Source organism: Pseudoalteromonas sp. NZS11, assembly GCF_015864765.1.
Lineage (GTDB): Bacteria > Pseudomonadota > Gammaproteobacteria > Enterobacterales > Alteromonadaceae > Pseudoalteromonas > Pseudoalteromonas arctica.
Genome location: NZ_JADYWP010000014.1, coordinates 48,424 through 66,234 on the forward strand (window position 1 = coordinate 48,424; position 17,811 = coordinate 66,234).

The window sequence follows — 17,811 nt, forward strand, 5'->3', positions numbered from 1 at the left end:
AGAGTACATAGAAAGAATTAGCTATTAAGAGTGTAGTTCTCAAATGTAGGGCAATTATGTAGTTTTAAACTTTTTTGTTTTTATTAAGGACAGGCGTTAAGTTGTGAGTTGCTTACGGGGATAAAAGACTGGGTATGAACGCTTGGTTATGGAAGGAAATATTAACTTAAGCATGGGCGTTATTTTCACTCAGTTAAACAACGGTAAAACCCTTATTTTAAATAAGGATTTTCTCCCATTGCGACGACCACACAAAAAATTCTTAAATCTAACTCTAGCTGGTGATAACTCGGCTCCATATGGCAGCAAAGTTGATAAAAGCCTTTGTTATGGTCTTTTTCTTTAAAGTGGGCGAGCTCATGTACCACTAACGCTTTTAATAATGGCTCGGGAGCGCGCAGTAAGTCGCTGTTTATCGCTAAATCGTGCTTACGGGTTTTACCTTGCATTCGATACGTATGTGTACCAAGTGCGTTGGTGACCATGTCGCCTTGCTTTTTAAATGCTGCGCGCCCAAACGGTGGTGCACTTTTTAAATACTGTTTTTTAAGCTCGGTTGCGTAGTTATAAAGTAGTTTATCGCTAGTAATGGTATGTGCTTGCGGATACTTTTTAAGTAAGTAGTCACATACCTTGTTGTTATCTATAAGGCTTAATACTTGCTCAACAATGTTAGCTGGGTAGCCGGTAAAGTAACGTGCGTATTCACTCATTATTGCTTCTCTGTCGTTTTACTTTTAAAAAAGTGCTTGCTGGTGGGCTTCTTTTTCGCCAGTAAATGGGTTTAATGCTTTGTGATCATAACCAAGGTCTTTGCAAAACTGCCTTGCTAATAATGGCGCTTCTCGGTTATCTGCCGTATGAAAAAACACATAAGGCGTTTTTCCTTCATCAAGCCATTGTTTTACTTTACTCAGCCACGGTTTATAAAAGGGTTTATAGTCGTTTTGTAAATCGGCGATAACAAAGCGCGCCATGGGTTGCGTGCTTGTAGCAATGGCATGCACGGGTAAATGCGGCTTTTTTTGCTGTGCGTCTATTAGCGCTTCGGTTGTTGGTTTTACCGCAAATAGGGCGCGAGTATCCATCGATATGCGATTTATGTTGTTTGCCATTAATAACTGATTAAGCGCTATTTCGGCTTCGCCCTTTTGAAAAAACGCAGTATGACGTACCTCTACACCGTAATTAACCTCTTTTGGTAATAGGCTAATAAATTGGGCGAGTTTGGGTAAGTCACCAGGACCAAATGCTTTAGGTAATTGCAGCATGATTTGCCCGGTTTTTTCTAAAATAGGGGTAAACAAGTTAAGCCAATCAGTAAGCTCGGTTTGAACATTAGTTAGGTGCAGCTCGTGGCTAAAGCGACGATTAAACTTAAAAGTAAATTTAAAATCGTCGGGTACGCTGTTTGCCCAGCGCAATACGGTGCTTGGCGAAGGATCAGCGTAAAAGCTAGTATTGCCTTCAACAGAATTAAAATGTTGTGCGTATTGGCTAAGCATATCGGCGTTTTTACATTGGCTTGAAAATAAATTGCCTTTCCATGCATTACTCGACCACTGCGGGCATCCAATATATAACATACAAACTAGCGCCTTATTATAAAGTGGCGATAGTGTAGCAAATAACAAAACAAGCTGCTGTAAATTCAGGGGCAAAAGCGGCACACGCCCTAGCATCTTAATGTTAGTTGAGTATAATGCAGGGCTTAATTTGATTATTTTTAGATTGCTAGCGGCTTTATTTGTATTGTGGTGACCTGTTTTTTAAATCACACGCCTTAAAACAAATAAGTTTAGCCGTTTAAGCCTTTTATCTGACAGGAAAACTATGCGCTCTATATATTGCGGACAGCTAAATAAAACTCACGTAGATCAAGAAGTTGAACTATGTGGCTGGATCAACAAACGACGTGATCTTGGTGGACTTATCTTTGTCGATTTACGCGATAGAGAAGGTTTAGTACAAGTTGTATTCGACTCTGACATTGAAGAGTTAATGAGTTCAGCTAACACACTTCGCCAAGAATTTTGTGTTCAGTTAAAAGGTATTGTTCGCGCACGCCCAGACAGCCAAGTAAATAAAGACATGGCAACAGGGGAGATCGAAATTTTAGGTAAAGAGCTTAATATTATTAACCGCTCTGAGCCATTACCGCTTGATTTTAACCAAGTAAACTCAGAAGAGCGTCGTTTAAAATACCGTTACCTAGACCTACGTCGTCTAGAAATGAGTGACCGTATTAAATTACGTGCTAAAGCAAGCAGCTTTGTTCGTCGCTTTTTAGATGAAAACGGCTTTTTAGACATCGAAACACCTGTACTTACTAAAGCAACGCCAGAAGGCGCACGCGATTACTTAGTGCCAAGCCGCGTTCATAAAGGTAGTTTTTACGCTTTACCACAGTCTCCACAGTTATTTAAGCAATTGTTGATGATGTCGGGTTTTGACCGTTACTACCAAATTGTTAAATGTTTCCGTGATGAAGATTTACGTGCCGATCGTCAACCAGAATTTACCCAAATAGATATAGAAACCTCGTTCATGAGCTCTGATCAAGTACGTGGTATGACTGAAAAAATGATCCGCGAGATGTGGCAAACATTGTTAAACGTTGATTTAGGCGATTTTCCAATCATGCCTTACAGCGAGGCAATGAGCCTTTACGGTTCTGATAAGCCAGATTTACGTAACCCAATGAAATTAGTTGATGTTGCAGATTTAGTTAAAGACGTAGAGTTTAATGTTTTCTCAGGTCCGGCTAACGACGAAAAAGGTCGCGTTGCTGTGTTAACTGTACCGGGTGGCGCTAAGCTTTCTCGTAAACAGCTTGACGATTACACTAAGTTTATTGGTATTTATGGCGCTAAAGGCATGGCGTGGATGAAAGTAAACGACCACACTGCAGGCGCTGAGGGTGTTCAATCACCAGTAGCTAAGTTTTTAAGCGAAGACGTAATTACTAAATTACTTGAGCGTACTAATGCACAGTCTGGCGATATCATTTTATTTGGTGCCGATAAGCGCAACACAGTAAATGAAGCAATGGGCGCACTGCGCGTTAAGATTGGTGTTGATTTAGAAATCACTAACCTTAATAGCTGGGCACCACTTTGGGTTGTAGACTTCCCAATGTTTGAAGAAGATGACGAAGGCACATTACATGCTGTACATCATCCATTCACTGCACCAAAAGACATTAACGCCAGTGAGCTTGAAGCAAACCCAGCAGCTGCTATTTCAGATGCCTACGATATGGTATTAAACGGCTACGAAGTGGGTGGCGGTTCGGTACGTATTCATAATGCAGATATGCAAGAAACTGCATTTAGAATTTTAGGTATTAACGAGCAAGAGCAACAAGACAAGTTTGGTTTTTTACTTGATGCACTTAAATACGGCACACCACCACATGCAGGTTTAGCATTTGGTCTTGACCGTTTAGCAATGCTTTTATGTGGTACCGATAACATTCGTGACGTTATTGCTTTCCCTAAAACAACACAAGCGTCGTGTTTATTAACCAACGCGCCAAGCAAACCTAACCTTGATTCGTTAGCTGAGCTTGCAATTAGTGTTGTAGAAAAAGAAGTATCAAGCGAAGAGTAATTTTTGCTTAGCTTTTAAGCTAATTTTAAAAACCCTTAAGTTATATGCTTAAGGGTTTTTTTATGGTTAAATTTGCTGCAGAGTGTATTTTAAACGAACAGATGAAAAGGAATTATTATGTCGATCAATGCAACCTTATTTGGTGAGTTTTTAGTTTTTATTATTGTGCTGTGTATTCCTATTTTTGCTGTAATTAGCTACAAAATAGGTAAGCGTAAAAGTACTATGCCAGGTGTTTTAGCTTTTGTGGGTGGCTGTTTAGCTCTATTTCCACTATTTGCTTTGATTTTTATTGCAGTGCTTGCGCTTAAAAAAGATTTACCTAAAAGTAATGGCTACACGGGTTAAATTTAATAGGTGAATTGTGTTGTTAAGTAACAATAACCAGTATTTTGATGAGCAATTTAATGCTTTGCAGTACGCAGAGCAGCTAACTGAAAACTCTGAGTTTGAAGAATGTATATTTATCGATTGCGACTTTTCAGGCGGGCAGTTTAAAAATTGCCGATTTATAGAATGTAGTTTTAAAAACTGTAATTTATCGTCACTTAAATGGAACTACAGTTCGCTTGAAAATGTAAGTTTTAGCCACTGTAAATTAAATAGTTTGCAATGGGCTGATGTAGATTGGCCAGCGCTTAGTATTAACGCACCGGTGAGTTTTAATTATTGCGAGCTCAGTAATAGTTCTTTTTTTGAATTAACCCTCAAAGCCCTCAAACTAACACACTGCTTTGCCAAAAATGTTGATTTTAGACACGCTGATTTAAGCGGTAGTGAATTTACAGGAACAGATTTTCGCGATAGTGAGTTTTTTCAAACTAACTTAACAAAATGTGATTTTGTAGGTGCTACAGCGTTTAATATAGATTTGAATAATAATATGTTAGCGAATGCTAAGTTTGATCGCTTCGAAGCACTTAATCTGCTTACCAGCCTTAATATAGAGCTTTGTGATTAATTTAGTTTAATATGGTTACATACCTAGAAGCGACAGCTTAGCTGGGCTTCTAGATACTGCGTGACTGTGTAATTAACGGCTTGGGCCATTTTTATTACGTGCACTGGCAAGCTGTCTTGCGATTTCTAATAACGCAGGTGAAATATCTTCAGCGCCATCTTTAATTAGTTTTGTAACGTCACCTGACGAAAACAAACCGTCACGCGGTGATTTAATACCTAACTCACGAACAAAATCCTTCGTTTTACCTGTGCTGCCTGTTTCAATAAACTTAAAAATAATACGTTCATTGTTGTTTTTAGCAGGTGCTTTTAGTGTTTCGATTTCGTCATGTATTGCAGTTAGTTTGTCTTCTAAAATTTCTATACGTTCTTGAATGCTATTGTATGATTTCATTTATTGGATCTTTTACTAAATATATTAAAACAATGGCGGCTATTATCGCATAGTTTGACAATAGAGAATGCAAAGCTATAAAGTAAAAGTTATTTTTAATTAAAAACAATAATTTATATAAATTTAAATATGCAAAAAACACTTAAAAAGCTTTTTATATTAAGCGCACTAGCTCTAAGTACACCAGTAATAAGTACATCAGTTATAAGCACATCAGTAATAGGCGCAACAAGCTATGCAAACAATGGCGTTATAACTGATGAAAGCCGCAATCGCACTATTCCTATCAATATTACATTGCCAGCTAACAATGCTAAGTGTACAGCTCAAGTAAAATGCTCTGTAGCGTTTATTAATGCGGGCTACGGGATTAGCCATAACGAATACACGTTTGCTAGTAATGTGTTTAATCAGCGTGGATACTTAACAGTAGCCGTTGCACATAAATTAAAAACCGACCCTGACCTTAATCGTGAGCAGCCTTATTTAACCACTCGCATGGAAAACTGGCATCGTGGCGTAGCAACGCTTAAGTTTTTAGTTAATGAGCTATCGAGTAAATACCCAGCGTACGACTTTACAAAACTCACCTTATTTGGGCATTCTAATGGCGGTGATATTTCCGCATTATATGGCTCTATTTATCCAAACGAAGTTAGCACTATTATTACGCTCGATCATCGCCGCATGTTGATCCCGCGCAATAAAAACATTCGCGTACTTACACTTCGCGGTAGTGATTACCCAGCTGATGCGAATGTGTTGTTAAACGATTCAGAGCTGGATAAGTTTCCTGTTACGCAAATAATAATAGAAAAATCACGCCATAACGATATGTACGATGGCGGGCCAAAATGGCTGGTGGACAGAATGAGTAAAGAAGTAGAGGGATTTTTAGATAGTAAAAATTAGGTTTATAAAAGTTAAATCACAGCGCAGTGTTAGCTGCGCTATATTAATTTTATGGTAGTTACTCTACCAGTTCACTTACAATAACCGGGTTGTTATGCAGTGTTTTATGTACTGGGCATTTGTCGGCTATTTCGAGTAAACGCTGGCGCTGTGGCTCAGTTAAGTCGCCACGTAAGGTGATTTTACGGGTAATGGCTTCAAGATTACCTGTTTGCTCACAATCGTCGCAATCTTTGTTGTAATCTCGAGTGTGATCAAGTTCTACTTTGACATGCTCTAGCGCTAAGTTTTTACGTGTAGCGTACATGCGCAGTGTCATTGCTGTACAGGCACCAAGCCCCGCCAATAAGTGATGATACGGATCGGGGCCTAAGTTTTTACCGCCTACCTTTATTGGCTCATCTGCAAGCCAAGTATGATCTTTGGTGCTTACGTGCTGAGTAAATACATGATCTTTTTCTTCAACAAGTACATTGCCACCCGTTAGGCTTGCGGCGTATTTTGTTTTGTCATATTTAACGTAGCGATTAGCCCACGTTGCAATAATTTCTGCAGCGTAGTCGGCATCGTTTTTATTAGTAAGTAAGTGATCGGCGTTATCTAGGCTAATAAAACTTTTAGGATGCTTAGCTGATGCGTAAATTTTTTCGGCTTCGCTAATATTTACAGTTGCATCAATAGGGGAGTGCATTACTAATAATGCGCGCTTAAGTTTACTTATGTGGCTTTTATCGTACTTGGCTATATCGTCAATAAATTGCCTTTTAATGGTAAATTCACGGCCGGCTAAGTTTACTTTAGCTTCACCTGCTGCGTTAATTTCATCAAGGTGTGCTTCAAAGTTATGCGCTACGTGCTGCGCATCTGACGGTGCACCAATGGTTGTAATAGCCGATACTTCAGGAATATGCTCCGCAGCAGCAAGAACGGCAGCCCCGCCTAAACTGTGGCCAATGAGTAGTTGCGGCGCCGCAAAATGCTCACGTAAATGATTTGCCGCAGATACTAAATCTTGAATGTTTGATGAAAAGTTACTGTTAGCAAAGTCGCCATCGCTATTACCTAAACCGGTAAAGTCGAAACGTAGTACGGCAATGCCTTGTTGTGTTAAAGCTCGGCTAATACGGGTGGCTGCTGCAATGTCTTTACCGCAGGTAAAGCAGTGTGCAAATAGCGCGTAAAACTTAACGTCACCAGAGGGAAGTTCAAGTTGGCCGGCAAGTTCTAAATCGCCGCTTTTAAAAGATACTTTTTGTCGCATGGGAAGCCTTATTTACACAAATAAAATACATTATATTAGTAGACCATATATAAGCACTAAACCTTGCAAATTCAACGTTTTTTTATAAGTTGATCTTGATCAAGCTAAGTGGCGGCGGCTATGCTTTGCGGACATATGTCCTTATTTTTTTAAGGTCATTTGTCTATCCTCACATAGCGCTATAATGAAGGCTTTGCTACTTTATCTTAGCTATTTGCTACTATTGAAGCAGTTCACTTCTCACAACCTATTCACTGGAACGTACAATGCAATTACCTACTGTTGATTATAAAGCTCCCGATGCGGCTGCACAATTTGTTGAATCGTTAAGAAATACTGGATTTGGCGTTTTAAAAAACCACCCAATCCCACAGTCTTTAGTTGAGTCTATTTACAAAAATTGGCAAGACTTTTTTAACTCAGAGCAAAAGCACGACTTTTTATTCTCTAAAGACACTCAAGACGGTTACTTTCCGCCTTCAGTATCTGAAGTAGCGAAAGGCTTTACAATAAAAGACATTAAAGAGTACTTCCATGTGTACCCTAAAGGTCGCGTTCCTGCAGAGCTTGAAGCTGATGTACGTGAATACTACCGTTTAGCAAGTGAATTTGCTGGCACGTTATTAAGTTGGGTTCAGGCTGAATCTCCGGCTGATGTACGTGCTAAGTTTTCGATTGATTTAAAAGACATGATTGCCGATTCTGAGCAAACATTGTTACGTATCCTACATTATCCGCCTATGACGGGTGATGAAGAGCCAGGTGCTATTCGCGCAGCAGCCCATGGCGATATTAACTTATTGACTGTATTACCAGCTTCTAATGAGCCTGGTTTACAAGTTCAAAAAACAGATGGCGGTTGGTTAGACGTGCCATGTGATTTTGGCAGCTTAATTATTAATATCGGCGACATGTTACAAGAAGCGTCGGGCGGGTATTTCCCATCGACAATTCACCGTGTAATTAACCCAACGGGTAAAGCATCTACTAAATCGCGTATTTCACTACCGTTATTTTTACACCCGCATCCAGATGTTGTGCTTTCAGAGCGCTACACGGCAGATAGCTACTTGCAAGAACGCCTGCGTGAGTTAGGTGTTAAGTAACTCTTATACTTAGAGTAATTAAGTATAAATATAAAACGGCTTATGGCCGTTTTTTGCATTTTTAAGCAACTTGAGCACAGGTTTAATTTTATTAAGCTATGCTCAATTGCTCGCAACGTAAATAATGGCATGCATTCTTAGCTACTACAGGTATAATGCGCGCAACTGGCTAACGTAGCCTAATTTAAAAGAGAGTTTATATGAGTTTTGAAGGTTTAGGTTTATCACAGTCTTTGGTTAATGCGGTTTTAGAAAAGGGCTATGAAACGCCAACGCCGATTCAGGCTCAAGCAATTCCTGCAATTATTGAACGCCGTGATGTTATGGCAGCAGCGCAAACAGGTACAGGTAAAACAGCGGGTTTTACATTACCACTTATTGAGCGTTTGTCGTCAGGCCCTAAAGCTAAAAGTAACCACGTACGTGCACTTATTTTAACGCCTACACGTGAGCTTGCTTTGCAAGTAAGCGAAAACGTTGAAGAGTACGCTAAGCATTCGGATGTGAGCTCATTTGTAGTTTACGGTGGCGTTAAAATTAACCCACAAATGCAGCGTCTTCGTAAAGGTGTTGATATTTTAGTAGCAACGCCGGGTCGTTTAATCGACTTACATAATCAAAATGCAGTTAAATTTGATAGCGTTGAAGTGCTTGTACTCGATGAAGCTGACCGCATGTTAGACATGGGCTTTATTCACGACATTAAACGCTTAATTGCTAAAATGCCTGCTAAACGTCAAAACTTGATGTTTTCGGCTACATTTTCTGACGAAATTCGTGCATTAGCAAAAGGGTTAATTAATGACCCTGTTGAAATTTCAGTTGCTGCAAAAAATACTACTGCAAAAAGTGTTACTCAGTGTGTTTATGCGGTAGATAAAACACGTAAAACAGCATTGCTAAGCCACTTAATTCGTACTAACGATTGGCAACAAGTATTAGTGTTTAGCCGCACAAAGCACGGTGCTAACCGCTTAGTTAAACAACTAGAGCGCGATGACATTGTAGGCGCGGCTATCCATGGTAATAAATCACAAGGCGCACGTGTTAAAGCACTTGATGGTTTTAAAAGTGGTGAAGTACGCGTACTAGTAGCAACAGACATTGTTGCACGTGGTTTAGACATTGTTGAATTACCGCATGTTGTTAACTACGACTTACCAAATGTATATGAAGATTACGTTCACCGTATTGGCCGTACAGGCCGTGCCGGTGCGTCGGGTCATGCGATTTCGTTTGTAACAACAGAAGATGCTGTTGATTTATACGGTATTGAGCGCTTTATTGGTGAGCTTATCCCACGTGCTGAAGAAGACGGTTTTGAGCCTATTAACCCAGTAGCAGAGCGCGCATTAGATGCTCGCCCACTGCCGTCTAAAAAGCCTAAGAAAAAGCAGCCTTTTAATAAGCCTAAATCTGATAGCAGCAAGCCTAACAGTAAAAAACCGAACAATGGTGGTAATGGTACCGGCCCACGCCGTGGTGGTTCTAAAAAGCCAGCAGCTAAAACAGATGATAACGCGCAAAACCCGTGGGCAAAGCGTGAATCTGTTGGCGGTAATGGCCAACGCCGTCGTCGCACAAATAACGATTAATCATTGTTAATGATTATATTGGCGTTTAATTAATTTAGAACTTGATTAAAGGTTGATACAAAAAACGCGCTCCCTTCTTTTGAATAAATAGAAGCAGCGCGTTTTTTATTGCCTGTAATTTGTACTTACTGTATTGCCTACCTGATTAAATAGTTAATACCCAAGCCGACAAATAAAGTCACACTTACGCTAAGTAATGTGCCGAGCATAACGTACTCGGTAAGTTTTTTATCTTTGCTTGCACTTAAATCACCAAACCTAAATACCGACTTTGCTGCAAGTAAAAAACCAAGCCCTGCAAATTGGTCAAGCAATATAAAGCTCAGCATAAGTACGCGCTCAAGCATACCAATGCTTTGCCCTGCAAGCGGTAAGCTACCAGTACTTGAAAAGTTACTTGTTAAACGCTCTAACATCATTCTTATAAATACGGCGCTGGGACTTAAAACAATTAAATAACCGCATACCACCCACAGTATTTTGGGATCAGTGAGCATATTATTAATTGCAGCCATAAAGCTATTGTTATCAGTTAGCCAAATACTGAGCGCAATAATAACGAGTATGTGCGCTATTTGATCAAGTAAAAAAGGCACCACGCCTTTATTAGAATACGATTTAGCTATATCAATAAAATAATGGCTCAACATAATGCTCGCCGTGGCAATTAAAACACTGCTTAGTTGCTGCCACCCGAATGTGTATTCCCACACGGTAATAATGAGTGCACTTGTTACACCATGCACTAGTACATGAAAATAAAGCTTACTGGCTTTAAAGTGACGGGTATTTCTGTCGTTTACCCAACTCATAGGTTGCCAGTAAAAATCAGCGAGTAAGTGGCCAATAATAAGCGCGACCAGTAAAAGTGAAAACTGCATTATTCACCTCCTTTAATTGTATTTTTTATAACGTGTTGTGTGTGTTTAATAAAGCGTTCTATAAGTTGGTAGTGCGCTAAATTTAGTAGTTTGGTTACATTTTCGCGACTTGTTTTAAGCTCTTTAGCCAGTGCCGCGTGGCTGTTGTCTGATGATGTTAAATAGACATACAGGGCATTTGCTTGTTTTTGCGTGATTTTAGTGAGTAATACGTCGGCAAAGGCTAAATTAAGATTTAAGCTTTCATCAAGCTGCTGCTCATTAATATTAAAAACAAAGCGTTGATTACCTATTTTATCAAGGCCTTGCCCCGAAAGGGTAAAAGCAGAACCGGTTGCTGTTTTTATATCGCTGCGTGGGTTATCTATTTGCCCAAGTGCCAAGCTTTGCCGTAGCTCATAACCTGACGATTTAAGGTGTAAATATACAAGTATGGCATTTTTAAAAAGGAGCTCAGGATTATTAACTTGTAGCTGAAAGGCATCGCCTCGGTATATATTCCAAAGTGTTTGCTCCCCCGAAATGTTTCGCAAACTTTGCTCTAGTTGATAAAGCATGGCATCGTATTGCTGCTTAGGGATTGTTTGCGATTTAATAATATCGCCGCTGATCACACCAATCATAAAAATCTCAAAATGGTTACTTTTTAATATGTAACCAATATTGGTTACATAAGGGTATGTAACTAATTTAGGTTACTTAAATATAAATTGCAAGGTACACTTATTTTATAACGTTACTTTTATTGCTATTAATCCTCACTAGGACACTAAATGACTTTACAAAACGAGCAGCAAAGCACGAAACCACGCGTAGGTATTTTTGTTGATGTGCAAAACATTTATTACACGTGCCGCGAGAGTTACGGAAAAAACTTTGACTACAATGCGTTTTGGCGAGTGATGCAAACGCAATACAATATTGAATGTGCTTTTGCGTATGCTATTTATCGAGGAGATGAAAAGCAAAATCAGTTTCAAAATATTTTGCGTGCGATTGGCTTTGACGTAAAGCTAAAGCCATTTATTCAACGTCGTGACGGTAGTGCAAAAGGTGACTGGGATGTAGGCATAACAATAGACATGTTAGAGCAGGGTAAGAATCTTGATAAGGTTATTTTGCTCTCTGGCGATGGTGACTTTGCTTTGTTACTTGGGCATTTAAAAAATCAATATAATGTACCGTGCGATGTTTACGGTGCTGACCGGTTAACTGCAGAGGTATTAAAACAAAGCGCTGAGCAATTTCATTTAATTGACAATACTTTGCTCCTTTAACAGCAAAAAATAGTTAAAAAGGTGCAAGCTAAGTGCCTGCAACATGAGAGATTTTAATACAAAGCCGTAATAGATGAATTAAGCCTTATATAGGCTTTTTTTATTACTGTAATCAATTGGGTTTGCTAAATGATTATGGTAATTTTAAAGCATAACGAGTTACCAAGGACTTACATGCTTCATTACAGCAACATGCCACTAGACAGAGGCTCAAATTTTCGTAAAGACCCATCGTGGCTTAAAGCGCAAATGTCGGCGCAAAGTAAATGGGTTTTAGTTAAAAATAATCAAACCCTATTTATTAAAGATACCCCTAAAGTAAGCTATTTAACGTATCAACAAGTGGCGCATTTAGATTTAACGAGTGCTATTTTTGTTGGTTTAAACAATGCTAAACATGGTGTGTTTGCATTGGATGTTTCTGATCTGGATGAAAGCGTACTTACGCCTTTAATAGAGGGCGCTCAGTTTTTTGATATTCGCCAATATGGGCCTCAAGTAACCATTAAATATGCCTCAATAGCCGCCCTTGCGAGAGGGTTATGTTATTGGCATGCAACGCACCGTTTTTGTGGGCGCTGCGGTAGTAAAAACCGTTCAGTGGAAGCAGGGCATTCTCGTGTATGTGAAAACGAAAACTGTAAGCATCCTACATTCCCGCGTACCGATCCTGCGGTAATTATGGTCGTTACTAAAGTCTTTGCTGACGGAGTAGAACGCTGTTTATTAGGTCGTCAAGCTGCGTGGCCTATTGGTATGTATTCGTCGCTTGCTGGATTTGTAGACCCAGGGGAGACACTGGAACAAGCTGTTGCGCGTGAAGTTAAAGAAGAGGCAGGCATAGAGGTTGATAACGTACGTTATGTTGCATCTCAGCCATGGCCGTTCCCATCGTCAATTATGCTTGGTTTTTTTGCAGAGGCGACATCTGAGGAAATTAACGTAGATAAAGAAGAGCTAGACGATGCAAAATGGTTTAGTCGTGAAGACTTAGAGCAATTTGGTAATTGGCACGAAGAAGGGGAGCATTTAAAGCTGCCTAGAACCGACTCTATCTCTCGTTATTTAATTGAGCATTGGCGCACAAACCCTTAAGGATTAACAATGTCGAGTAAAAGTAATAAAAACACTCAGCTGGTATCATCAGGGCGCAAAAAAGCCTATACACATGGCGTAGTAAATCCCGTTGTACAGCGTGCATCTACCATTGTATTTGATACTGTAGCAGATTTAAAAGAAGCAGCTAAAACCCGTGGCGATAAAACGTTATTTTATGGGCGCCGGGGCACAACAACACACTTTGCACTACAAGAAGCGATTACAGAACTTGAAGGCGGCGAAGGCTGTGCACTATACCCTTGTGGCGCAGCGGCGATTAGCCAAGTATTTTTATCGTTTTTAAAAACCGGTGATCATATTTTAATGGTTGATAACGTGTACGAACCAACTCGCGATTTTTGCGATAAAATTTTAGTGGGACTGGGCATTACAACAACTTACTACCCGCCAACCATTGGCGCAGGTATTAAAGACTACATTCAGCCAAATACCAAAGTATTGTTTTTAGAGTCCCCAGGTTCTATTACGATGGAAGTGCAAGATGTGCCCGCTATGGTAAAAGTAGCCAATGAGCACAACGTAATGACCATGCTTGATAATACCTACGGCAACGGTTTGCATTATCGTCCGCTAGAGCACGGTGTTGATATTAGTATTCAGGCTGCAACAAAGTATATTGTTGGCCACTCAGACGTGATGATGGGGGTGGCTGTTGCTAATAAAAAGTATTGGCCAACCTTGCGCGAAAACTCATACTTACTAGGGCAATGTACCAGTGCCGATGATGCGTATTTAGCACTTAGAGGCCTGCGTACAATGGGTGTGCGTTTAAATCAACATGAAAAAGCAGCAATAGAAGTAGCTAAATGGCTTGAGCAACATGAGCTTGTTGATCATATTCGACACCCTGCATTTGAAAGCTGCCCAGGGCATGAGTTTTTTAAACGTGATTTTGATGGCAGTAATGGGTTGTTTTCATTTGTGATGAAAACCGGTAATCAAAAAGCGATTGATGCATTTTTAGATAGCCTTGAGCATATTAAAATGGGCTTTTCGTGGGGCGGTTTTGAAAGTTTAGTAACCGCTAATTTAACTATGAAAGGGCTGCGTTCAAATACAGGTTGGGATTTAGGCCCGGTTATTCGCTTGCATATTGGTCTTGAAGATGTTGAAGATTTAATTAGCGATTTAAGCCAAGCACTTGAGGTTTATAAGCAGCATTTATAATTTATATCGCAATTTATGCTGTTACATTTAAATGTATTGTTACAAAGCTCACTATAGGTGAGCTTTTTTTTGCTGGTAATTCAAGGTGTTTACACTTAGTGTGGATAAATACACAGAAAATAAAAAGTCATTAAGGATAGTCAATGGCAACACCATTACCGATAAACGTAGGGCGATTAACGCAAATAGCGGGATTTGAGCTTGTACGTATGTTTTTAACTAAACGTGGACTTATTGCATTAGCTGCCTTTGCATTGGTGTGGCTAATAATACTGCGCTACCCAATAGGGCAGGCAGTAGGCATTGTAAGTGCGCCCGATTTTGAGCAAATAGCCCGTGATATATCAGGTTCTATTGGTTTAAGTAAATTATTGGATTGGCCTGAGGCCGAATTTGCTATGTACTGGTTAATAGCCCTGTATAGCTTTCCCGTTTTTGGTTTATTTATTTGTAGCGACCAAACGGTAGGCGATAGAGAGCGCGGCACACTAAGGTTTTTATCACTGCGCTCCACTCGCTTTGAAATACTGTTTGGTCGTTTTTTAGGGCAATTAGCGGTATTAGCCTGCTTAGTGGGCATTACTCTTGTGGCTACGCTCGCGGTATTGGGTTTTAGAGATCCAAGTTTACTGGCTGGTGGTTTTGCCCGTGCGCTTTCTATATTTTTAATATTAGTGATTACTCTGTGCCCATTTGTAGCACTTATGACGTTAATAAATACCTTTGCTCGCTCATCGCGTTTATCTATTGTATTGGCAATTTTATATTTTGCAGCAGGCGGTATTGTAGTTGGTATATTGCAATGGCAAATACCCGCATTAGGCTTGCTTGATTATTTATTTCCGGGTGTGCAAATAGAGTTATTAGCGGGGCAAAATTTACCATTATTAAGCGCTGTGGCTATTCCCCTTGTGCAAACTGCGGTGTTACTAAGTGTTGCTCAACGTATTTTTGCAAGGAGCTCACTATGAGACCATTAATTACAGCCAGCGGTTTAAGTAAATCGTATGGTGCAAAACTTGCGCTTAATAATGTGGACTTTGAGATTAATAAAGGCGCGCCAGTGGCGCTTGTTGGGCCAAATGGTGCGGGTAAAACCACCTTATTTAGTTTGTTGTGCGGCTATATAGCGCCAAGTAAAGGCAGCCTTGAAATATTAGGGCATAAGCCAGGGAGCGCTGCTTTATTTAATAAAGTAAGTGCATTACCGCAAGACGCACAACTTGACCCTCGTTTTAATATAGATAAGCAACTCGCTTTTTATGCAAAACTGCAAGGTATGGGTGCTAAGCAAAGCCAAACTGAGGCGCTACGTGTACTTGACTTGGTTGGCTTAAAAGAGATTGCAAAGCAGCGTGCGGGGGACTTATCGCACGGTATGCGCAAGCGCGTTACGATAGCGCAAGCACTTATTGGCGCGCCACAAATTGTAATGCTTGATGAAGCAACCGCAGGGCTTGATCCGATTCATGCCAGAGAAGTACGTGAGCTAGTATCTGAATTAAGTGAGCAGGCTACATTTATTTTAAGCTCTCACGATTTAACTGAGCTTGAGCGACTATGCTCACAGGTACTTCATTTAGATAAAGGCGTACTAAGCGAGCATCAAACAAAAACAAATAATACCGATAAACACTTTTATACATTAATGCTAAGCGAAGCTTATCAAAATGTTGAGCAACAGCTTCAAGCAATTGCAGGGGTGAGCCGAGTGTATATGAGCCAGCATAAAGAATATGTTGTTGAGTATCAACCAACGAGCGATCCACTTGATATTGCACTACTGAATTTTTGTCATCAGCAACACTGGCAGTACAGGCAGTTAGTTAATGGTCACACATTAGAGAATCAAATATTTAAACAGGAGAGAGTATAATGGGTTTACTTAGCGGACTTATGGGTAATGCAAGCGAAGTTGACGATTCTGATTTAGAGAAAATCCTCGCCAATACATTAATTGACGGCGAGCAAGTAGAAAAAGCATATAAAGTAGTACGTGATATGTTTATTTTTACTAATAAGCGCTTAATCTTAATTGATAAGCAAGGTATGACCGGCTCTAAAATGGAAATGGTGAGTATTGCTTACTCTAAAATTACCAAGTTTAGTAAAGAAAGTGCAGGCCATTTTGACTTAGATGCCGAGCTAAAAATATGGGTTGGCTCAGATCCAACACCAATTAGTAAAGAGTTTAAGTCTGGCGATAATATTAACGATGTTTATCGTATTATTAGCCAACACGCGCTTTAAGCTGCGGTACATGTTTTAAGTAGTTGTTGACTAGATGTTGCAACTACTTTAATTTTACAGTTTACAACACTTCCTTACAATTAACTTAATAAATACAACTGGTTAGTTAAGTTTTCATTCAGTTTCCTAACGTTAGCATGTGCCTCGACTTTAGCAATACAGCTAGAGCATAAAAAGCAATGTACATAGGGAAGTCTTACAATGAAAAAATTAGCAGTTATTATTTCGAGCATTTTATTATCTAGCACTGCGGCTGCTGCAGACAGCTACAATTCAATTAGTAACCTAAGCTATAAAAATAGCGATAACAACGACACCGTTGCTGTAGATTCTATTTACTACTTATCTCCTAAAAAAACTTTAGGTCCGTACGATCAGTTTGAATACATCAATAAACAAACTAACGTATATGGTGGCTACGCTGATGACGACTTTGGCGATTTAACATCAGTTGGTGGTGAATACTTCATTAATGAATTTGTTGTTGGCGCATCTTACGAAAACCTAGACCCAGATTCAGGTTCTAACAGTGAGCTTTATAAACTGACGGGTGGTTACTTTTTCAACCCTGATTTACTTGCAAAAGTAACACTAGTTGAAAACAAAGACGGCGATGATTACGCATTATTTGATTTAGCTTACAACTACATGCTAAACAGCACTGATTACGTAGGTGTTACACTTACATCAGACGACGATTTTGATTACCGTGCAGTAGCTGCTAAATACTTTATTGATTTACAGCAAGGTAACTATCTTACTTTTGAAGGTAAATACGAAAGCATTGATGATGCCCAAAACCAATGGGTAGCAGAAACTAACTACTACTTCTCAAAAGCAACATCTGTATTTGCTAACTACAATAAGCAAGATACTTATAGCTTTGGTGCTCAACACTTCATCAATAAAAATATTGGTGTAAAGGTGGGTTACGAAAACAACGCTGATGATTCTGACAACGATGCGTACTTTGCTAACATGCGTTTTCAGTTTTAATTAAGTCCCGTACTTAGTTAATACAAAAGTAATATTAAAAAGCCCGCTAAATTTAGCGGGCTTTGTCGTTTTTAAACGTTTGAGCTTTTAACTATAAACTTTTACCAGTCATTATTACGGCCTTTATTATACTCATCTAAATAACTCCTTTAAGTTATAAATAGAGTCGCCATGAATGGCTAAATTGTTATTAAAGTCATTAAGTGCAGTCGATGATAATAGCTATAAAATAGTAAATATTGGAGTTATTTTTGCTAGTAAACAATGGTTATTGGAAA

19 protein-coding genes are annotated in these 17,811 nt (G+C 39.5%); 13 read left to right on the top strand and 6 right to left on the bottom strand.

The window, feature by feature from the left end:
* Window positions 1–212: 212 nt before the first annotated feature.
* Both I6E82_RS18795 and I6E82_RS18800 read right to left on the bottom strand, forming a co-directional pair.
* Window positions 213–713 (bottom strand): M48 metallopeptidase family protein, encoded by a 501-nt coding sequence (locus I6E82_RS18795; RefSeq protein ID WP_197102633.1) that lies wholly within the window; start codon window positions 711–713, stop codon window positions 213–215.
* 24 nt (window positions 714–737) lie between these two features.
* Window positions 738–1,586 carry a DUF72 domain-containing protein gene (locus tag I6E82_RS18800; protein WP_197102630.1) on the bottom strand — a complete coding sequence of 283 codons (849 nt, stop codon included), beginning with the start codon at window positions 1,584–1,586 and terminating at the stop codon, window positions 738–740.
* A gap of 247 nt (window positions 1,587–1,833) precedes the next feature.
* Between I6E82_RS18800 and aspS the strand changes: the two genes are divergently transcribed.
* The 3 genes from aspS (at window position 1,834) to I6E82_RS18815 (ending at window position 4,573) form a co-directional block, all read left to right on the top strand.
* Window positions 1,834–3,612 (top strand): aspartate--tRNA ligase, encoded by a 1,779-nt coding sequence (gene aspS, locus I6E82_RS18805; protein WP_121954345.1) that lies wholly within the window; start codon window positions 1,834–1,836, stop codon window positions 3,610–3,612.
* A 117-nt stretch (window positions 3,613–3,729) separates the two neighbouring features.
* Entirely contained in the window at window positions 3,730–3,960 is a 231-nt protein-coding gene (locus I6E82_RS18810; protein ID WP_007586979.1) for a hypothetical protein, read from the top strand.
* 16 nt (window positions 3,961–3,976) lie between these two features.
* Entirely contained in the window at window positions 3,977–4,573 is a 597-nt protein-coding gene (locus I6E82_RS18815; RefSeq protein WP_197118477.1) for a pentapeptide repeat-containing protein, read from the top strand.
* A gap of 72 nt (window positions 4,574–4,645) precedes the next feature.
* Here the strand turns inward: I6E82_RS18815 and I6E82_RS18820 are convergent, their stop codons facing one another.
* Window positions 4,646–4,969 (bottom strand): hypothetical protein, encoded by a 324-nt coding sequence (locus I6E82_RS18820; RefSeq protein ID WP_010555318.1) that lies wholly within the window; start codon window positions 4,967–4,969, stop codon window positions 4,646–4,648.
* Between the two features lie 129 nt (window positions 4,970–5,098).
* Here I6E82_RS18820 and I6E82_RS18825 point away from each other — a divergent pair, with 129 nt between their 5' ends.
* Window positions 5,099–5,881 (top strand): alpha/beta hydrolase, encoded by a 783-nt coding sequence (locus tag I6E82_RS18825; RefSeq protein ID WP_197118478.1) that lies wholly within the window; start codon window positions 5,099–5,101, stop codon window positions 5,879–5,881.
* Between the two features lie 58 nt (window positions 5,882–5,939).
* Here the strand turns inward: I6E82_RS18825 and I6E82_RS18830 are convergent, their stop codons facing one another.
* A complete protein-coding gene (locus tag I6E82_RS18830; RefSeq protein WP_197118479.1) occupies window positions 5,940–7,142 on the bottom strand; it encodes a bifunctional alpha/beta hydrolase/OsmC family protein in 1,203 nt (400 codons plus the stop codon).
* 266 nt (window positions 7,143–7,408) lie between these two features.
* Between I6E82_RS18830 and I6E82_RS18835 the strand changes: the two genes are divergently transcribed.
* Window positions 7,409–8,248 (top strand): isopenicillin N synthase family dioxygenase, encoded by an 840-nt coding sequence (locus tag I6E82_RS18835; RefSeq protein WP_197118480.1) that lies wholly within the window; start codon window positions 7,409–7,411, stop codon window positions 8,246–8,248.
* Between the two features lie 200 nt (window positions 8,249–8,448).
* Window positions 8,449–9,843 (top strand): DEAD/DEAH box helicase, encoded by a 1,395-nt coding sequence (locus I6E82_RS18840; protein ID WP_121954342.1) that lies wholly within the window; start codon window positions 8,449–8,451, stop codon window positions 9,841–9,843.
* 137 nt (window positions 9,844–9,980) lie between these two features.
* Here I6E82_RS18840 and I6E82_RS18845 read toward each other — a convergent pair whose 3' ends face one another.
* Both I6E82_RS18845 and I6E82_RS18850 read right to left on the bottom strand, forming a co-directional pair.
* A complete protein-coding gene (locus tag I6E82_RS18845) occupies window positions 9,981–10,724 on the bottom strand; it encodes a DUF3307 domain-containing protein (RefSeq protein ID WP_197118481.1) in 744 nt (247 codons plus the stop codon).
* On the bottom strand, window positions 10,724–11,347 hold the full coding sequence (locus I6E82_RS18850) for a hypothetical protein (RefSeq protein WP_121954340.1): 624 nt from the start codon (window positions 11,345–11,347) through the stop codon (window positions 10,724–10,726). Before I6E82_RS18850 ends, I6E82_RS18845 begins: the two co-directional genes overlap by 1 nt.
* A gap of 150 nt (window positions 11,348–11,497) precedes the next feature.
* On the opposite strand from I6E82_RS18850, the gene I6E82_RS18855 reads away from it, so the two are divergent.
* From I6E82_RS18855 to I6E82_RS18885, 7 genes are all read left to right on the top strand, one after another.
* Window positions 11,498–12,001, top strand: coding sequence for a LabA-like NYN domain-containing protein (locus I6E82_RS18855; protein WP_182716714.1), 504 nt, complete (start codon window positions 11,498–11,500; stop codon window positions 11,999–12,001).
* A 174-nt stretch (window positions 12,002–12,175) separates the two neighbouring features.
* Window positions 12,176–13,096, top strand: coding sequence for an NAD(+) diphosphatase (gene nudC, locus I6E82_RS18860; RefSeq protein ID WP_165722920.1), 921 nt, complete (start codon window positions 12,176–12,178; stop codon window positions 13,094–13,096).
* 9 nt (window positions 13,097–13,105) lie between these two features.
* The gene (locus I6E82_RS18865) at window positions 13,106–14,287 is read left to right on the top strand and encodes a cystathionine beta-lyase (RefSeq protein WP_024605559.1); all 1,182 of its coding nucleotides are present in this window, start codon (window positions 13,106–13,108) and stop codon (window positions 14,285–14,287) included.
* A 143-nt stretch (window positions 14,288–14,430) separates the two neighbouring features.
* Entirely contained in the window at window positions 14,431–15,258 is an 828-nt protein-coding gene (locus tag I6E82_RS18870; RefSeq protein WP_024599820.1) for an ABC transporter permease, read from the top strand.
* Window positions 15,255–16,163 carry an ABC transporter ATP-binding protein gene (locus I6E82_RS18875; protein WP_197118482.1) on the top strand — a complete coding sequence of 303 codons (909 nt, stop codon included), beginning with the start codon at window positions 15,255–15,257 and terminating at the stop codon, window positions 16,161–16,163. Before I6E82_RS18870 ends, I6E82_RS18875 begins: the two co-directional genes overlap by 4 nt.
* Window positions 16,163–16,537, top strand: a complete 375-nt coding sequence (locus I6E82_RS18880; protein ID WP_007377979.1) for a PH domain-containing protein — start codon at window positions 16,163–16,165, stop codon at window positions 16,535–16,537. Before I6E82_RS18875 ends, I6E82_RS18880 begins: the two co-directional genes overlap by 1 nt.
* Window positions 16,538–16,738: 201 nt before the next feature.
* Window positions 16,739–17,533 (top strand): putative porin, encoded by a 795-nt coding sequence (locus I6E82_RS18885; protein WP_024591302.1) that lies wholly within the window; start codon window positions 16,739–16,741, stop codon window positions 17,531–17,533.
* The last annotated feature ends 278 nt before the right edge of the window (window positions 17,534–17,811 follow it).